At 68.6% G+C, this 18,035-nt stretch carries 15 protein-coding genes; 4 read left to right on the top strand and 11 right to left on the bottom strand.

Annotation, left to right across the window (positions count from 1 at the left end; genetic code table 11):
• Position 1: 1 nt before the first annotated feature.
• Genes QE449_RS10500 through QE449_RS10485 form a run of 4 tightly spaced genes read right to left on the bottom strand, consistent with a single transcriptional unit; the run spans position 2 to position 6,322 of the window.
• A complete protein-coding gene (locus QE449_RS10500) occupies positions 2-1,495 on the bottom strand; it encodes an aldehyde dehydrogenase family protein (protein WP_373428388.1) in 1,494 nt (497 codons plus the stop codon).
• 59 nt (positions 1,496-1,554) lie between these two features.
• Positions 1,555-2,712 (bottom strand): aromatic ring-hydroxylating dioxygenase subunit alpha, encoded by a 1,158-nt coding sequence (locus QE449_RS10495; RefSeq protein ID WP_307108776.1) that lies wholly within the window; start codon positions 2,710-2,712, stop codon positions 1,555-1,557.
• Positions 2,709-3,851, bottom strand: coding sequence for an N-methyl-L-tryptophan oxidase (solA, locus tag QE449_RS10490; protein WP_222645324.1), 1,143 nt, complete (start codon positions 3,849-3,851; stop codon positions 2,709-2,711). Before solA ends, QE449_RS10495 begins: the two co-directional genes overlap by 4 nt.
• Positions 3,848-6,322 (bottom strand): FAD-dependent oxidoreductase, encoded by a 2,475-nt coding sequence (locus QE449_RS10485; RefSeq protein WP_307108775.1) that lies wholly within the window; start codon positions 6,320-6,322, stop codon positions 3,848-3,850. Before QE449_RS10485 ends, solA begins: the two co-directional genes overlap by 4 nt.
• A 212-nt stretch (positions 6,323-6,534) precedes the next feature.
• Between QE449_RS10485 and QE449_RS10480 the strand changes: the two genes are divergently transcribed.
• The 3 genes from QE449_RS10480 to QE449_RS10470 all read left to right on the top strand — a co-directional run bounded on the left by QE449_RS10480 (position 6,535) and on the right by QE449_RS10470 (position 9,233).
• A complete protein-coding gene (locus tag QE449_RS10480) occupies positions 6,535-6,864 on the top strand; it encodes a bifunctional 3-phenylpropionate/cinnamic acid dioxygenase ferredoxin subunit (RefSeq protein ID WP_027505091.1) in 330 nt (109 codons plus the stop codon).
• A complete protein-coding gene (locus QE449_RS10475; RefSeq protein WP_285185085.1) occupies positions 6,861-8,030 on the top strand; it encodes an NAD(P)/FAD-dependent oxidoreductase in 1,170 nt (389 codons plus the stop codon). Before QE449_RS10480 ends, QE449_RS10475 begins: the two co-directional genes overlap by 4 nt.
• A 120-nt stretch (positions 8,031-8,150) precedes the next feature.
• Entirely contained in the window at positions 8,151-9,233 is a 1,083-nt protein-coding gene (locus QE449_RS10470; RefSeq protein WP_056444959.1) for a fused (3R)-hydroxyacyl-ACP dehydratase subunits HadA/HadB, read from the top strand.
• A 6-nt stretch (positions 9,234-9,239) separates the two neighbouring features.
• Here QE449_RS10470 and QE449_RS10465 read toward each other — a convergent pair whose 3' ends face one another.
• From QE449_RS10465 to QE449_RS10450, 4 genes are all read right to left on the bottom strand, one after another.
• Positions 9,240-10,544 carry a pitrilysin family protein gene (locus tag QE449_RS10465; RefSeq protein ID WP_051613192.1) on the bottom strand — a complete coding sequence of 435 codons (1,305 nt, stop codon included), beginning with the start codon at positions 10,542-10,544 and terminating at the stop codon, positions 9,240-9,242.
• Between the two features lie 61 nt (positions 10,545-10,605).
• The gene (locus tag QE449_RS10460; RefSeq protein WP_056445309.1) at positions 10,606-12,888 is read right to left on the bottom strand and encodes a polyribonucleotide nucleotidyltransferase; all 2,283 of its coding nucleotides are present in this window, start codon (positions 12,886-12,888) and stop codon (positions 10,606-10,608) included.
• A 361-nt stretch (positions 12,889-13,249) separates the two neighbouring features.
• The gene (gene rpsO / locus QE449_RS10455; protein ID WP_027505086.1) at positions 13,250-13,519 is read right to left on the bottom strand and encodes a 30S ribosomal protein S15; all 270 of its coding nucleotides are present in this window, start codon (positions 13,517-13,519) and stop codon (positions 13,250-13,252) included.
• A gap of 140 nt (positions 13,520-13,659) precedes the next feature.
• Positions 13,660-14,628 (bottom strand): bifunctional riboflavin kinase/FAD synthetase, encoded by a 969-nt coding sequence (locus QE449_RS10450; protein ID WP_222637681.1) that lies wholly within the window; start codon positions 14,626-14,628, stop codon positions 13,660-13,662.
• Positions 14,629-14,694: 66 nt separating this feature from the next.
• On the opposite strand from QE449_RS10450, the gene QE449_RS10445 reads away from it, so the two are divergent.
• Complete coding sequence (locus QE449_RS10445) at positions 14,695-15,363, top strand: metal-dependent transcriptional regulator (protein ID WP_027505084.1); 669 nt, start codon at positions 14,695-14,697, stop codon at positions 15,361-15,363.
• 21 nt (positions 15,364-15,384) lie between these two features.
• On the opposite strand, the gene truB is transcribed toward QE449_RS10445, so the two are convergent.
• The 3 genes from truB to QE449_RS10430 form a co-directional block, all read right to left on the bottom strand.
• Positions 15,385-16,302 (bottom strand): tRNA pseudouridine(55) synthase TruB, encoded by a 918-nt coding sequence (gene truB / locus QE449_RS10440; RefSeq protein WP_222649191.1) that lies wholly within the window; start codon positions 16,300-16,302, stop codon positions 15,385-15,387.
• Between the two features lie 78 nt (positions 16,303-16,380).
• Positions 16,381-17,055 carry a 4'-phosphopantetheinyl transferase gene (locus QE449_RS10435; RefSeq protein ID WP_027505082.1) on the bottom strand — a complete coding sequence of 225 codons (675 nt, stop codon included), beginning with the start codon at positions 17,053-17,055 and terminating at the stop codon, positions 16,381-16,383.
• Between the two features lie 20 nt (positions 17,056-17,075).
• Positions 17,076-18,035: a metallophosphoesterase gene (locus QE449_RS10430; RefSeq protein ID WP_056444971.1), complete on the bottom strand. Its 960-nt coding sequence runs from the start codon at positions 18,033-18,035 to the stop codon at positions 17,076-17,078.

Raw genomic sequence — 18,035 nt, 5'->3', positions numbered from 1 at the left:
CCTACCCGCCGGTGCCGAACCAGTCCGCCCGAGGTGCTGCGGTGTTGTTCCAGATGTGCTTGGTCTCCTGGTACTCGTGGAGTCCCGCGGGCCCGAGTTCGCGCCCGTTGCCCGACTTCTTGAAACCGCCCCACTCGGCCGCGGCCGTGTAGTACCCGAAGTCGTTGAGCCACACGGTTCCGTGTCGCAGCCCGCGCACCATGCGTTCGCCGCGTTCGGGATCGGTGGTGCGCACACCGGCCGCGAGACCGTAGTCCGTGTCGTTGCCCAGTCGCAGTGCCTCTTCCTCGGTGGTGAACCGTTCGACGGTCAGTATGGGCCCGAACGTCTCGAGCTGCACGATGTCCATCTCACGAGAGCAGTGGTCGAACACCGTGGGCAGGAAGTAACTTCCGTCCGCCAGAGCCGGATCGGACGGTGCGCGGCCGCCCGTGCGCAGAACTGCACCCTCCGCGAGGGCGGTCTCGACGAACGCCTCCATCTTGTCGCGTTGAGTCGTGGAGACCAGTGGCCCCGTCTCGCTGGACGGGTCCGTTCCCGGTCCCATCCGGATGGCTTCGGCGCGGCGCACGATCTCGTCGACGAACCGATCCGCCACCGAGTCCTCGACGATGAGACGTGTTCCGGCCGAACACACCTGGCCGGAGTGCAGGAAGACGCCGGTGAGCACCTGGTCGACGGAGGCGTCGAACGTGTCCTCGTCGGCGGCGTCCGCGAACACGATGTGCGGATTCTTGCCCCCGAGTTCCACCGCCACCTTGGTCACGTGCGGCGCGGCACTCGCGAGGATCGCGCTGCCGGTCGCCAGTCCACCGGTGAACGACACGAAGTCGACGTCCGGATTGTCCGTGAGCGCCGGCCCGATGGTCGCGCCGCTGCCCTGCACCAGATTGACGACACCGTCCGGCACCCCCGCTTCCTCCAGCAGATGGGTGAACGCGATGGTGCTCAGCGGGGTGACCTCGCTCGGCTTGAGCACCATCGTGCAGCCGGCAGCCAGCGCAGGCGCGATCTTCCACGAGATCTGCAGCAGAGGGTAGTTCCAGGGCGCGATCATCACGCAGACACCGATCGGCTCGTGCACCACGCGCGAGATGACCGCAGGATCACCCACGTCGACGAGACGATCGCTCGAGACGGCGGCGAGCTGAGCGTAGTACCGGAACACCGAGGTGACGTCGTCGATGTCGATGCGGCTCTCCGCCAACGTCTTCCCGGTGTCGAGGGTCTCGATGACCGACAGTCGCTCCTTGTCGCGCTGCAGGAGATCCGCCACGCGGTCGAGCACCGCACAGCGTTCCGCGACCGGGGTGGCGGGCCAGTCGCCGCGATCGAAGGTGGCACGGGCCGCGGCGACGGCGGCGCGGGCGTCGTCCGGCGAGGCCTCGTCGACCGACACCAGGACTCGACCGGTCGCGGGGTCGATGCAGTCTCGGGTCTCCCCCGAGGTGGCAGGAACCCACTCACCCCCGATGAGGAGAACGCGCTCGAACAGTGTCGGATCGACGTCGTGCTCGGTCTGTTGATTCACTGCCCCACCCTTTCACCGATCGGTCACCCCTGCAGGCGCCCGTCCTCCTGCAGGCGTTCCGCCAGCCAGTCGTGGAAGAGCCCGATGTGATGCTCGGCCGGCACCAGAACGCCACCGTCACGGTATGCCCGTGAGCTCATCGCCGGTTGGGTTCGCTCACATGCGTCGAAATCCTGCACGTTGACGCGATGGAACAACTCGACCGATCGGCTGACGTCGCGGCCGGACTCGACGACATCCCGCGTGTACAGCCAGTCGCACTCGACGACGGTGCGGTCCGCGGACACCGGGTACATGCGGTGCAGGATCACGTGGTCGGGAACCAGGTTGACGAAGACGGTCGGCTTGATCGTGATGGCGTAGTACCGCCGGTCCTGATCCTCCGAGAGCGTCGGCAGGGCGCCGAACCCCGCGGACCCGTCCACGGTGAATCCGTCGATCTCCGCGCCGAACTCCGCACCGTGGCCGACGAAGTACTGGGCCGCGAGCCCGTCCGCGAACTCGGGGAGGACCTCGGTCAGCTCCGGGTGGATCGTGGCACAGTGATAGCACTCCATGAAGTTCTCGACGATCAGCTTCCAGTTGGCCGCCACGTCGTAGACCTCGCGGCGACCGAGTTCGAGAGACTGCATGTCGTACCGGTCGATGGCCGTCGGGTCGCCGAGCCGCTCGGTGACCGCGCCGATCACCTCGTCCTCGAAGGACGGCGGCTCGTCCGCAAGGCACAGCCACGCGTAGCCGAGCCACTCCCGGAGCGCGACGGGGATCAGACCCCACTCCGTACGGTCGAGCGGGGCACCGGACCCGTCCGACAACGCGGACAGATTGGGAGCGGCCACGAGCTTCCCGTCCAGCCCGTACGTCCAGGCGTGGTACGGACACTGCAGATTACGCTTGACCTGGCCCGACTCCTCCGTGCAGATCTGTGCGCCGCGGTGGCGGCACACGTTGAGGAACGCGCGCAGGACCCCGTCACGCCCGCGCACCACCAGCACGCTCTCGCGGCCCACGTCGACGCGGCGGAAGGCGCCGGGTGCCGCGAGATCGGCACTGCGGACGGCGCAGAACCACATCGTCTCGAACACGTGCTCCTGCTCGGCCAGAAACGTCTCCGCGCTGGTGTACCAGGATCCGGGGAGAGTGGGGATCAACGACTGAGTGCGGGGCGCGGCGCTTGTCATACGGTCACCAATCGGCGGGGATCGAAGAGGGTGATGGGGTGCGCGGTCGTCCCGGTGGTCGCGAGGTCGGCCAGGATCTCACCGACGACGGGCACGAACTTGAAACCGTGGCCGGAGAACCCGCACGCGACGGTGACGTTGGTGGCGTCGGGGTGCCGCGCGATGACGAAGTGCTCGTCCGGAGTGTTGGAGTACATGCACGTCGCGGAGTGCACGCTCGGCCCGTCGAGGCCGGGCACCGTCTGCCGCACTCGGGTCTGCATCGCCTCGATCTCGTGCGGGTGCACCGTACGGTCGATGGTGTCCGGCGTGCACTCGATGCCCTTGCGGAAGAAGGCCACCTTGACGCCGCCGTCGGGACCGTCGATCGCCGGGAAACCGTAGTCCTGCATACCGTCCGCGGCCTCGTGGATGAAGATCGGGTTGTTCTCGTACGCTGCGGTACCGGCGCTCGCGCCGAACCAGTGCAGTACCTGGCGCTCGACGACGATCGGTACCGCGAACTGCTCGAGCAACTGCGGCGCCCAGGCACCGGGGCAGATCACCACCTGGCCCGCCGTGTGGGTCCCCTTGTCGGTGGTGACGGTGACGCCGTCCCCCGACTCCTCCCAGCCGAGCACCGTCTCACCGAACTGCAATGTCGCACCGCGGTTCTCGGCGAGGTCCAGATGGGCCTGAACGGTGAGTTCAGGCCTCGCGAAACCCGCGGCGGCCTCGAACAGTGCCACCTCGTCGGGGTCGGGATCGAAGGTGGGGAACGCCTCGCGCACCTGCGCGGCGTCCAGGATCTCGTGCGGCAGCGACCATTGCCGTGACGCCAGCAGCGAGCCCGAGAACGTCACCGAGCTCTCGCGCCCGAGGAACAGTCCTCCGGTGATCCGATGCACCTCCTTCCCGGACATGCTCCTCAGTTCGTCCCACAGTTCGTAGGACCGCAGGAGGAGCGGGACGTAGGCCGGGTCCTCGAAGTAGGACTGCCGGATGATCCGCGATCCGCCGTGGCTCGATCCCTTGTCGTGGGCGGGGGTGAACTTCTCGAGTCCCAGCACCCGCTGTCCGCGGTCGGCCAGATGGAAGGCGGCGGCGCTGCCCATGCCGCCGAGTCCGATGACGATGACGTCGTAGCTCACGTGGTTCATCTCCTGATCAGCTGTCCGGCGGGATCGACGACCGCGTCGTCGGACACCGTCGCACCCAGTGCGGCGGCGAAGTAGGTCACCGACACCGCGGTGCCGAGTGGAGTGTCCAGCGGAAGCCAGGCGTACGCGACGCACCGCCCGAGGGTCGCCGACCATCCCGCGCTCGTGACGTACCCGACGACCGTGCCGTCGAGAGAGACCGGCTCCTTCCCGAGCACCACGGCGTCCGGGTCGTCGAACACGAGGGTCCGCAGCCGTCGCGTCGCGGGCCGAGCGGCCAGGGCCGACCGACCGACGAAGTCCGTGGCGTCCTTGACGGCGAACTCGACGCCCGCGTCGGCCGGGGTGTCCTCGGAGGTCATGTCGTGCCCCCACGCGCGGTACCCCTTCTCGAGTCGCAGGCTGTCGAACGCGAGCCGACCGGCAGCGATCACCCCGTGGTCGGACCCGGCCTCCCACAACAGGTCCCACAGGGCGCCGCCGTACTCGGCGTCGGTGTAGATCTCCCACCCGAGTTCGCCGACGTACGACACCCGCATCATGATCACGGGAATCGCACCGAGGTACGTCCGCACGGCCCGGAAGTAGCCGAAGGCCTTGTGTCCCAAATCCGCGTCGGCCAGCGGTGCCACCATCGCGCGGGCACGGGGACCCCACACTCCGACACAACACGTCGCTCCGGTGACGTCCCGCACCGTCACCGGACCGTCGGGCGTTCCCGTCCTGGCGCGGCGCAGCATCGCATCGAGGTCGAGTGGACCGTTCGCTCCGACGCGATAGTGATCGGCGCCGAGTCGCGCGACCGTGAGGTCGCTGCGGATCCCGCCTCTCTCGTCGAGCATCAGCGTGTAGGTGACACGGCCGATCGCGGTGTCCACGTCGTTGGTGGTGAGGTGCTGCAGGAAGTGGGCTGCGCCGGGTCCTTCCACGTCGTACCGGGTGAGCGGTGTCATGTCGTACATCGCGACCCGGCTCCTCGTCACCGCGGCCTCGGCCACGGCGATGTCGGAGAAGTGACGCGCGGACCACTCGTTGCGGACCGGAAGGTGGAACCCGGTCTCGAGGAGCGCCGCGAGTTCGCCCGCGTTGCTCTCGTACCAGGCGGGGCGCTCCCAGCCTCCGCCCTGGACGAAGCGGGCGTCCAGCGCGACCTCCGCGGCGTGGAACGGGCTGCGCCGCAGTCCTCGCAGCGCCGTGCGCTGCTGGCGGGGGTGCACGATGTCGTACACCTCCACGAACGCCTGGGCGCTGGTGGCGGCGATGAAGGCGGGACTGCGCTCGACCGATTCGAAGCGATACAGATCGGACTCGTGGAGGTCGATCTCCGAGGCGCCGTCGATCAGGGTCTGGGCGAGAGCGCGCGCGATACCGGCGGAGTGCGTCACCCACACCGCCTCCGCCACCCAGAAGCCGGCCAGATCCCGGTGCTCCCCGACGATCGAGTGACCGTCGGGAGTGAAGGAGAAGATGCCGTTGAATCCGGATTCGACCTTCGACTCCCGCAACGCCGGAAGCACTCTCGCGGACTCACGCCAGGCCGGCGCGAAATCGTCCTCGGTGAACGGCAGCATCGACGGCATCGGTGGGGGTGCCACGGACGACGCGTCACCGTCCGCGTCCCACGACAGCGCGCCCATGTCCGCGGGCATCGGGTCGTGGCCGTAGTAGCCGATACCGAGACGATCCCCGTGCTCCCGGTAGTAGAGGTCGCCGTCCTGGTGACGAAGGATCGGCAGACTCGCGTCCGTCGCACCGGTGTTCCGGCCGACCAGCGCCTCGATCTGTCCGGTGTAGGCGTACTGGTGCGCCATCGGGACCAGGGGAACCGTGAGTCCCACCGTGCGCCCGAGCTCGGCACCCCAGAAGCCCGCGGCCGACACGACGATGTCCGCCGGCACGTCGCCGTGCGGGGTCCGCACTCCCGTCACACGTCCACTCGCCTGGAGGATCTCGGTCACCGGACTGTCCCCCCGGAACACCGCCCCGCGGGCCTGCGCCGCACGCGCCTGCATCTCGGCGGCCCGCACCGCCCGGGCGAGACCGTCGCTCGGAGTGTGGAACGCGCCGAGCACGACGTCGGGGTCCACGAGCGGGTGCAGAGCCGCTGCGGCCGCGGCGTCGACGAGCCGTCCCTCGATGCCCCACGAGCGCGCCCACCCGGCCTTGCGTTGCAGATCCGTCCACCGAGCTTCGGTCGTCGCGATCTCGAGGCCGCCGAGCGTGTCGAAGCACGGCCCGTCGTCGTGCGTGAGTGCGCGGAACTTGTCGGCCGTGTAGGCCGCGAAGTGGGCCATGGAGCGCGAGGGATTCGTCTGGAACACCAGCCCGGGGGCGTGCGAGGTGGATCCGCCGGTGGAGAACAGCGGCCCCTGGTCGAGCACGGTGACGTCAGTCCACCCACGGGCGGTCAGTTCGTCCGCCAGGGAGGTCCCGACGATGCCGGCGCCGATGACGACGATACGAGGTGTCACGAGCGTCCCCCTGGGACCTGTTGCGATCAGCGCAACGATGGGTGGTTTACGCAACACAGACTCGACGCCCCGGGCCGGGCTGTCAACCCGGCACGCTGTGGTTCGACACACCGGTGCAGCGATTGACGTGGTGGATCGTCCTGGTGCATCCTGTTGCGCAGATCGATCACAGTTGCGATCGACGCAACACCGTCACACTTGCGGGAGGCATCATGCCGGACACCGTTCATCGCGTCGCCGTCTGCTCCGCATCGGCCCTCCCCGTCGGCGAGGTCGCCACCGTCACCCCGCCGGGTCACACCGCGATCTCCGTCTTCCACACCGAGGAGGGCCTCTTCGCGATCGACGACACGTGCACACACCAGGACGCCTCGCTCGCCGACGGATGGGTGGAGAACTGCGCGGTCGAGTGCCCGCTCCACGAGTCGTGCTTCGATCTGCGGACCGGCGCGCCCTCGGGCACACCGGCGAAGACTCCCGTTCGGACATATGCGGTGCACGTCGTCGACGGCGCGGTCGTGCTCGACCTCCCCGGCTCGTGACGACCCCTGACAGGCCCGACGTCGAGACGGTGAACTCCGTCCTGGTCGTCGGGGCGTCGCTCGCGGGCTCGACCGTCGCGACCGCTCTCCGCGAGGACGGGTTCACGGGTCGCGTCACCGTCGTCGGCGACGAGCCCCACCTGCCGTACGATCGCCCGCCCCTCTCCAAGGCCTTCCTGCAGGGATCGGCTCCCGACCCGTGGCTCGTTCCCGAACCCGATGCGCTCGACGTCGACTGGGTGCTCGGGACACCGGCTGTCGGCATGACCGGGCGGAGCGTGGAGCTCGCGGACGGGCGGGAGGTGAGTGCCGACGTCGTCGTCATCGCGACCGGCGCGCGCGCACGGACCCTGCTGGGCGCCGACGACCTCCGCGGCGTTCACACGCTGCGCACGTTGGACGACGCCGCCGCACTGCGCTCGTCGCTGGCCACGGCGACCACCATGGTGGTGATCGGCGCGGGATTCATCGGAGCCGAGGTGGCCTCCACGGCCGCCGGCCTCGGCATCTCCGTCACCATCGTCGAGGCGTCCACCGCTCCCCTGTCCGGCCCGCTCGGCCTGACGATGGCGGAGGTCTGCGTCGATCTGCATCGTGCGAACGGCGTGACCCTCCTGCTCGGCGCCGCCGTCGACTCTCTCGAGGGCCGCGACGGGGCCGTCACCTCCGTCCTGCTCGGGGACGGGACGGTACTGCCCGCCGACGTCGTGGTGATCGGAATCGGATCGATCCCCAACACGGAGTGGGCGGCAGCGTCCGGCCTCGCCATCGACGGCGGTTTCGTCACCGACGCGCAGTGCCGCACCACCGTTCCGGGCGTCTACGCGATCGGGGACTGCGCTCGCGCGTTCGACGAGGTGCTGCAGGACCACCATCGCAGCGAACACTGGTCGCACGCGGTCACCCAGGCTCGGCGAGTGGCGCGGTCGATCGTGGGGGCGCAGCCCGCGCCGTCCGGTGTTCCGTATTTCTGGTCGGACCAGTACGGCTCTCGCATCCAGTTCGCCGGCCGTCGCCAGTCGACCGATTCGGTGCGCGTGGTCGAGGGCGACCCGGAGGCCGGCTCGTTCGTCGCCGTGTACGAGCGAGCGGACGACGTCGTCGCCGTCCTGGCGATGAACAACGCCCGATCGTTCACCAGGATGAGGAAGAGCCTCGGGGCCTGATTCTCCGCATGCCGATCAGCATTGGGTGCGTATAACAATCTCGAAGTCGCTTTTCTGTGATCAGCCCGGAGAACTCCGTTGGCACTGCACAGCGCTCGTCGCCGGGGATAGGTTGCCGTCATGACTGCCGAGATCCTGGCCACCGACGCCGTCGCGAGCGACACCACGTTCGACCCGGCGCAGCATGCGCTGGACATGGTGGGCTACCACTACCGCGCCGACGACTACTACGAGGTCGGCCGCGAGAAGGTGCGGGAGTACGCGAAAGCCGTCCGCGACTTCCATCCGGTCCACTGGACCGAGGAGGGCGCACTCGAGGTCGGCTATCCGGCGCTGATGGCGCCGCCCACGTTCTTCTCGCTGGTCGGCATCATCGCCCAGCAGAAGCTGCTCGAGCGCATCGCCACCGGATACGACCTCAGCCGGATGCTGCAGACAGACCAGCATGCCGAGTACTTCGCGCCGATCCTGGCGGGCGACCGGCTCACGTGCGACGTCTCGCTCGACTCCTTCCGCACAGTCGTCGGCCGCGACATGATGGTGACCAAGACCGTCATCACCAACCAGCGCAACGAGCTTGCGCAGATCACGTACACCACACTGCTCATCGGGCGCGCCGACGACGGCGACGACAGCATCGCGGACGTCGCGCGCGGCATGGTCATGAACGGCATGTTCACCCTGTCCACGTCCGACGAGGTGGCCGACGTCAATCCCGGCGGTGACGACCTCGAGACGGTCTACGCCCCGCCCGTCGTCGTCCCGCACACCGGCCATGCCCGTCGGCGCTTCGAGGACGTGGCGGTCGGCGACGCACTGCCCACCAGGACGGTGCTGCTCTCGCGCGGCGATCTCGTGAACTACGCGGGCGTGGTCGGCGACAACAACCCCGTGCACTGGAGCGACCACTTCGCGTCGCTGCTCGAGCTCGACACCGTCGTCGCCCACGGCATGCTCACCATGGGCCTCGGCACCGGCTTCGTGTCCGAGTGGCTCGGCGACCCGGGTGCCCTGAAGGACTGCACCGTGCGCTTCACCAGCCCCGTCATGGTCGACCCGGTGTCCAAGTCGGAGATCGTCATCGACGGCACGGTGAAGTCGAAGGACGAGGCGACCCGGACTGCGGTGGTCTCCATCGACGCCCGCTACAAGGGCAAGCGCATCCTCGGCCACAAGGCGATGGCCACCGTTCACCTGGCCTGAGACGCCTCAGCTCCCGGCCACGGCTCCGCGTACCGAGGCCGGGAGCTTCGTCACCTTCGAGAACGGCCCGACCACGGCGGCCGCCATGGGCCGCGCCAGCAGGGTCCGGGCGACATCGCGGACCTCGTCGTTGGTCACCTGATCGATGCGCGCGAGCGTCTCCTCCACCGACCTGTGGTCGCCGTAGTTGAGCTCGCTGCGACCGATCCGGTTCATTCTCGATCCGGAATCCTCCAGTCCGAGAACCAGTCCCCCGCGCATGCTCCCCTTCGCGCGAGCGCACTCCGCGTCCGTGATGCCGTCGGTGGCCACCGACGCGAGCACGTCGCGGATCACCGAGGTGACCTCGCCGAGATTCTCGGGCTGGCATCCGGCGTACACCGAGAACGCACCCGTGTCGGAGAACGTGTCCACCGACGAGTACACCGAGTACGCGAGACCGCGCTCCTCCCGGATCTCTTGGAACAGACGCGAACTGAGCCCACCGCCGATGGCGGTGTTCAGAACCGACAACGCCCACCGATGACCCTCGTGGCGTCCGAACGCCCGCACGCCCAGGCACAGGTGCGCCTGTTCACTGTCCCGCGTCGTCAGGCTCAGGGCCGGGCGCGCGGTGATGCGGCCCGCTCCCCCACGCCGCGGTGCCGGTTCGGCGGCACCGGCGATCCGGTCGGCGAAACTGCGACGGACCCCCGCCACCACGTCGTCGTGGTCGACGTTGCCGGCGACCGCCACCACCATGCGCGGCGGGGTGTAGCGCCGAGTGTGGAACGAGTGCAGCTGATTCCGCGTCATGGACTCGATGGACTCCACCGATCCGATGACGGGACGACCGATGGGGTGGTCACCGAACAGCGCGGTGAGGAAGGCGTCACCGAGCAGGTCCTCGGGGTCGTCGTCGCGCATCGAGATCTCCTCGAGCACCACCTGGCGTTCGACATCGACGTCCTCGGCGCGGCAGCGACCGCGGAGCACCACGTCCGCCACCAGGTCGAGTCCGAGGTGCAGGTCCTCGTCGAGCACGTGCGCGTAGAAGCACGTGTGCTCCTTGGACGTGAACGCGTTGAGCTCGCCGCCGACTCCGTCCATCACCTGCGCGATGTCCAGAGCCGTACGGGTGGGGGTGGCCTTGAACAGCAGGTGCTCGAGGAAGTGCGCGGCACCGGCGACGGTGCGGCCCTCGTCGCGCGAACCGACGGCGACCCAGACGCCGACCGAGGCGGACCGCACGCCGGGAACGAACTCCGTGACGACTCGGACGCCGCCCGGCAACACCGTGCGGCGGACGCCGGACGGTTCGGGTGTACGCACACGGCGGCGCGGCCGGGAGCCCGAGAGCTCCGCAGACCGCGCCGCCGCGTTCGTGTACTTCTTACTCAGCGCTGACCTCGTCGGAGGTGGCGACCTGATCGTCGGCCGGCGCGGCGGCTGCCGCGTCGTCCTCGACCGGGACGAGGCTGATCTTGCCGCGGTTGTCGATGTCGGCGATCTCCACGCGGAGCTTCGATCCGACGCTGACGACGTCCTCGACCTTGTTGATGCGCTTGCCGCTGCCCAGCTTGGAGATGTGCACCAGGCCGTCACGACCGGGGAGCAGCGAGACGAACGCGCCGAATGCCGTGGTCTTGACGACGGTTCCGAGGAACCGCTCGCCGACCTTGGGCAGCTGCGGGTTCGCGATGGCGTTGATCATGTCGATCGCAGCCTGTGCGGACGGGCCGTCCGCAGCACCGACGTAGACGGTGCCGTCATCCTCGATCGAGATGTTGGCGCCGGTCTGCTCGGTGATCGAGTTGATCATCTTGCCCTTGGGCCCGATGACCTCGCCGATCTTGTCCACGGGGACCTTGATCGCGGTGACGCGCGGTGCGTACGGGCTCATCTCGTCCGGAGCGTCGATGGCCTCGGCCATGACGTCGAGGATCGTGACGCGCGCGTCCTTGGCCTGCGACAGCGCACCGGCCAGAACCTGCGACGGGATGCCGTCGAGCTTCGTGTCCAACTGCAGGGCGGTGACGAACTCGCGGGTGCCGGCGACCTTGAAGTCCATGTCGCCGAACGCGTCCTCCGCACCGAGAATGTCGGTGAGGGCGACGTAGCGGGTCTCACCGTCGACCTGGTCGGAGACCAGACCCATGGCGATGCCGGCGACCGGTGCCTTCAGCGGCACACCGGCGTTGAGCATGCCCAGCGTCGACGCACAGACCGAGCCCATCGACGTGGAGCCGTTGGAGCTGAGCGCCTCCGAGACCTGACGGATGGCGTAGGGGAACTCCTCCTGGCTGGGCAGCACGGGAAGCAGCGCGCGCTCCGCGAGGGCTCCGTGGCCGATCTCGCGACGCTTCGGCGATCCGACGCGTCCGGTCTCGCCGGTGGAGTACGGCGGGAAGTTGTAGTGGTGCATGTAGCGCTTGCTGGTCTCGGGTCCGAGCGAGTCGATCTGCTGGGCCATCTTGACCATGTCGAGAGTGGTGACGCCCAGGATCTGGGTCTCGCCACGCTCGAACAACGCGCTGCCGTGGGCGCGCGGGATGACGGCGACCTCGGCGGAGAGCTCACGGATGTCCGTGATGCCGCGGCCGTCGATGCGGAACTGGTCGCGCAGGATGCGCTGACGCACGAGCTTCTTGGTCAGCGAGCGGAACGCTGCGCCGATCTCCTTCTCGCGGCCCTCGAACCGGTCGCCCACGCTGGTGAGGATCTGGTTCTTGACCTCGTCGAGCTTGCTCTCGCGCTCGGTCTTGCCGGCGATGGTGAGCGCCTCGTTGAGCGGGATCTGAGCCGCACCCTCGACGGCCTCGAACACGTCGGACTGGTACGCGGGGAAGAGCGGGAAGTCGCCGGTGGGCTTGGCGGCCGCCGTGGCGAGCTGCTTCTGCGCCTCGCACAGCGATGCGATGAACGGCTTCGCCGCTTCGAGGCCCTCGGCCACGATGGCCTCGGTGGGCGCCTGCGCGCCGTCCTCGATGAGGGCGATGACCTTCTCGGTCGCCTCGGCCTCGACCATCATGATCGCGACATCGGCGTCCGCACCGGTGCCTGAGACGACGCGGCCGGCGACGACCATGTTGAACACGGCCTTCTCGAGCTGCTCGTTGGTGGGGAACGCGACCCACTGCTTGTCGATCAGGGCGACACGGACGCCGCCGATGGGGCCGGAGAACGGCAGGCCCGCGAGCTGGGTGGACGCCGACGCGGCGTTGATGGCCACGACGTCGTACAGGTCCTTCGGATCGAGGCTCATCACGGTGATGACGACCTGGATCTCGTTGCGCAGTCCGTCGACGAACGTCGGACGCAGCGGCCGGTCGATCAGGCGACAGGTCAGGATGGCGTCGGTGCTGGGGCGTCCCTCACGACGGAAGAACGATCCGGGGATGCGGCCGGCGGCGTACATACGCTCCTCGACGTCCACCGTGAGCGGGAAGAAGTCGAAGTGGTCCTTGGGATGCTTCGAGGCGCTGGTGGCCGAGAGCAGCATGGTCTCGTCGTCCAGGTACGCGACGACGGCGCCGGCGGCCTGCTTGGCCAGCCGCCCGGTCTCGAAGCGGATGGTGCGGGTGCCGTACGACCCGTTGTCGATGACGGCAGTGGTCTCGAACACGCCCTCGTCGACCTCGGTGGCCGCTGCGGTGTTCGTGGTGGTCTCTGACATGGAAGTCTTCTCGTCCTCTCGTCTTCGCCGTGCCCACCCGGGCGCGCACTCGAACCCGGTGGTCCGGTGCGGCGTCCCCGAGTCGACGTGCGAGCGGAGGCGGCCCACGATCGAAGTCCCCCGGGCCGGGTCGCGCTCCGCGCGTCCGGAAACCGAGAGACCACTACCGAAGACCGACACCGCGACGTGTGTCGGGGACGAACGGCTGATGGTGCTCACCGCCGAGTCGGCGGCCTACCTGTGGTGCTGCGCACTCCCGGAGAGGGAGTACTGCTGTGACACTACCGGTCCACGACGAACGGCCGACGAGGAACAGCCGTGGGCTGCCTCGCCGGCGCGATCGCGTGAACCATGACGGAAATTATCGACGCAGTCCCAGACGCTCGATGAGCGAGCGGTACCGCGCGACGTCGACCTTCTGCACGTACTTGAGCAGACGACGACGACGACCCACGAGCAGCAGCAGGCCGCGACGCGAGTGGTGATCGTGCTTGTGCACCTTGAGGTGCTCGGTGAGATCCTGGATGCGCTTGGTGAGCATCGCCACCTGGGCTTCCGGCGATCCGGTGTCCGTCTCGTGGACGCCGTACTCGCCGAGGATCTGCTTCTTCTGTTCGGTGGTCAAAGCCACAGTGAAACTCCTGATGCAATGCCGTCCGCGCGTGGATGGTGCCGCACCCGAGGGCGCGGTGTTGCAGCCGCCGCGGACCGCAGCGAACAACAGTCGTCCATCCTACCTCAGTGGCCGAGGCCCGAACGACACCTCTTCATTCAGGCGTCCAGGGCGGCGAGGATGTCGCGGGCGCGGTCGACGTCGAGATCCATCTGCGCGATCAGCTCGTCCACCGACGCGAAGGCCTCCATGCCGCGCAGACGCTCGACGAAGTCCACCGCGACGTGCTGCCCGTAGAGATCGGCGTCGCCGTCCAGGACGAACGCCTCCACCGTGCGGGTGCGCCCCGAGAACGTGGGATTGGTCCCCACCGATACCGCTGCGCGACAACGCTTTCCGGGAGTCACGGTACCCATGATCGGTCCGGGCCCGAGCACCGTGAACCACGACGCGTACACCCCGTCCGCCGGGATGGCGGCGTGCATGGGCGGCTTGACGTTGGCCGTGGGGTAGCCGATGGTGCGGCCACGGCCGTCACCGTGCACCACCACGCCCTCGACTCGGTGGGGTCGACCGAGCGCGTCGGCGGCGGCCGCGACGTCACCGGCGTCGACGCAGGCACGAATGTAGGTGGAGGAGAACGTGACCGACTCCTCGGCCAGCAGAGTGACACCGTCGACCGCGAACCCGAACCGCGTGCCGGCGGACCGGAGCAGAGCGACGTTGCCGGCGGCCTTCTTGCCGAACGTGAAGTTCTCCCCCACCACGACCTCGGCGGCGTGCAGCCGCTCGACGAGGATGTCGTGGATGTAGCGATCGGGGGTGAGCTTCATGAACTCCGGCGTGAAAGGCATGACGCAGAAGACGTCGATGCCCAGTTCCTCGGCCAGTTCGGCACGCCGGGTGAGGGTGGTCAGCTGGGCCGGGTGACTGCCCGGACGCACCACTTCCATCGGATGCGGATCGAAGGTCATGAGCACACTCGGCACTCCGCGTGCCGCCGCCGATGTCACGGCGCGGTCGATCAATTGGGCGTGGCCGCGGTGTACGCCGTCGAACACGCCGATCGTCAGAACACATCTGCCCCAGTCGGCCGGGACATCGTCGAGACCTCGCCATCTCTCCACGACCAGGAGCCTACGGGCCGACGATGGACCGGTCACGTCCGGCGCACCGACGGCTAAGCTGTCGGCGTGCCAGCCCCTGCCCTCTCCACCGTCGCGCAGGACTACCTCAAGGTCATCTGGACCGCGAGCGAGTACTCCGACGAGCCGGTGAGCACCAAGATGCTCGCCTCCCGGATGTGCGTCTCGCCGTCCACGGTCTCCGAGGCCGTACGCAAACTCGCCGATCAGGGCCTCGTCGACCACGCCCGCTACGGGTCCATCACACTCACCGAGGCCGGGCGGCGCGCCGCCATCGGCATGGTCCGCAGGCATCGGCTCATCGAGACCTGGCTGGTCGAGGAGATGGGCTACGGCTGGGACGAGGTGCACGACGAGGCCGAGGTGCTCGAACACGCGGTGTCGGACCTGCTCGTCGAGCGCATCGACGCCAAACTCGGTCGGCCGTCACGCGACCCGCACGGTGATCCCATCCCTACCATCGACGGCACCATTCCCGCGCCGCCGGCGGTACCGCTCAGCGATTTCGTCGCGGGCCAGAAGGGCCACGTCACCCGCATCTCCGACTCGGATCCGGACATGTTGCGGTACTTCGATTCCATCGGCATCACCCTCGACCTGTCGATCACGATGGTCGAGCGCCGCGACTTCGCCGGGACCGTGGCCGTGCAGGTGGCCGACACGGTACTCGACCTGGGTCATGTTGCCGCCGAGGCGATCTGGATGACCACGGACTGACGCCGGACCGCCCCGACGAACTCAGGGGCGCAGCGTGGCCGGCCGCACGACCATCACGGTGCTGGCCCGCTTGCCGCGTTCCTGCACCAGGGCGATGGTGTGGCCGTTCTCGTCCAGTGCCGCGTAGATGCCGGGCATCCCGATCGGGTCGAGCCAGCGTCCCTGGCTCAACGATTCGGCCTCGTCCGACGTGACCGTCCGGTGCGGGAACGCCGTGCGAGCGGCAGCGTCGATGTCGAGGCTCACGTGCGGGTCGTCCCGCACCTCGTCGAGAGTGCGGGCGTGCTCCAACGTGAACGGTCCGACCCGGGTGCGCCGCAACGCGGTCAGGTGGCCGCCGACGCCCAGGGACGCACCCAGGTCTCGCGCGAGCGCCCGCACGTAGGTCCCGGACGTGCACTCGACGTGGACGTCCAGATCGATCACGTCGCTCCCCCGGCGACGCTCCAGGACGTCGAAGCGGGAGACGGTGACCGTGCGCGGTTCGAGCACGACGTCCTCGCCCTCCCGAACGAGAGCGTGGGCGCGCTTGCCGTCCACCTTGATGGCGCTGACACTCGACGGGACCTGACTGATCTTCCCGGTCAGCGCGGCGACGGCCTCGTCGATCCCGGAGTCCGTCACCGCACTCGCGTCTGCCGTCGACACCGTCTCGCCCTCGGCGTCGTCGGTGGTGGTGGCGGCTCCGAGGCGGACGGTCGCGGTGTACTCCTTGGTGGTCAGCGACAGCAGACCCAGCATCTTGGTCGCTCGTTCGACACCGAGCACCAGCACCCCCGTCGCCATGGGATCGAGAGTGCCGGCGTGTCCGATGCGGCGCGTCTTCAAGGCCTTGCGACAGGCGGAGACGACGTCGTGGCTGGTGACTCCGCCACTCTTGTCCACCACCAGAAGTCCGGCGCCGTCGAGTCCTGTGGGGGGTTTGGGGTGAGCTGGCACGAGGGAGAAGTCTGTCAGAAGATCGCGGGAAGGCCGGAGGCCGGCCGTCCATAAAGCGGGAAGGCCGGAGGCCGGCCGTCAGAAGACCGTGATCGCAGTGACGACGAGGCCGTCGGAGACGGCCCAGCGTCCGTCGAGGGAGGTGAGCGGTGCGCCGCTGGTGGTGTCGCCGGGGACCAGCAGCCGGGAGCGGAAGGTACCGGTGACGGTCGAGCGTCCCGCCGAGTCGGCATCGCGCTCGAAGGTGATGTGCGCGTCCTCGAATCCGAGCCACCGCCCGGTCAGCGGGTACCAGGCCTTGTACGTCGCCTCCTTCGCGCAGAACAGCAATTTGTCCCACTGCACCTCGTCGTCGGTGCGGGTGGCCAGGACCTCACGCTCGGCCTCGATGCTCACGGCTTTCAGCACGCCGTCCGGCAGCGGTTCGTGCGGTTCCGCGTCGATGCCCACCGAGCGGACCTGCAACGCGTAGCCCACGGCGGCGGCGCGATAGCCGTCGCAGTGCGTGAGCGAGCCGACGACGCCGCCCGGCCACACCGGCGATCCCATCTCGCCGCGCAGGATCGGACCGGGCTCGAGTCCGAGCCGGCCCATCGCGAGTCGGGCGCAGTGCCGCGCCGAGGTGAACTCGCGCTTGCGCTTGTCGACGGCCTTCTCCACGAGATGCGCCTCGCGGGGGTGCGGGGTGAGACCGGGCGGATCCTCGAACAGCTCCTCGGCGACGACGCCGCGCGCGAGCAGCCCGCCGAGCAGGGAGGTCTCTCGTGCCGTCGTCACAGTCGCTTCTCCGCTCGCATCTTCTCCACTTCCGCTTCCATCTCCGGCGTGACCGTGAAGTGGCCGCCGAACTTGTTCAACGATCCCGGCGGGTACTCGGGGACCGGAAGGATCTGTCGCAGCACCTGATCCGGGAGTCCGCGGCGTTTCCACTCGCGCGGGTAGCCCACCGACACCTCCTCGAACCGGACGCCGTCGTAGTACGTCGTCCGTGGGATGTGGAGGTGGCCGTAGACCGCACACAGGGCGTTGTAGCGGGTGTGCCAGTCCTTGGTCGCCGTGGTTCCGCACCAGAGGGCGAACTCGGGATAGAACAGCACCTCGGTGGGCTGCCGCACCAGCGGCCAGTGGTTGATCAGCACCGTCGGGATCGAGGTGTCCACCTCGGCCAACCGCTTCTCGGTGATCGCCAGCCGCGCCGCGCACCACGCGTCGAGGGACGCGTAGGGCGTCGGGGTGATGAGGAACTCGTCGGTGGCCACCACGTTGCGGCTGCGCGCCAGGGCCAGACCGTCGAGCTTGTTCGTGGTGCCCGCGGGCAGGAACGAGTAGTCGTACAACACGAACATCGGCACCAGCGTGACAGGGCCCATATATCCCGACCGGCCTCCGGCCTGCCCGACCTCCCCCTCCCACACGGGGAACGGGTCCTCGGGCGTCAGCACACCCAGTTCCCGGCACATCGTGACCAGGTAGTCGTAGCGCGCCTCACCGTGCATCTGTACCGGGTCCTTGACCGTGGTCCACAGCTCGTGGTTTCCCGGCACCCAGATCACGGTGTCGAACTTCGACTTCAGCTCGGCGAGCGCCCAGCGGATGTCGTCCGTCTTCTCCGACACGTCTCCGGCGACGATCAGCCAGTCCTCGGGGCTCTCCGGTTCGATGGCCTCGGTGACGGGCCGGTTGCCCTTGTGACCGACGTGGATGTCGCTGACGGCCCACAACTTGGCTGGCAC

Origin of the sequence: Rhodococcus sp. SORGH_AS_0303 (genome assembly GCF_030819335.1) — a bacterium.
In the GTDB taxonomy this organism is placed as follows: domain Bacteria; phylum Actinomycetota; class Actinomycetes; order Mycobacteriales; family Mycobacteriaceae; genus Rhodococcoides.
This window is presented reverse-complemented; position numbering and strand designations above follow the sequence as displayed.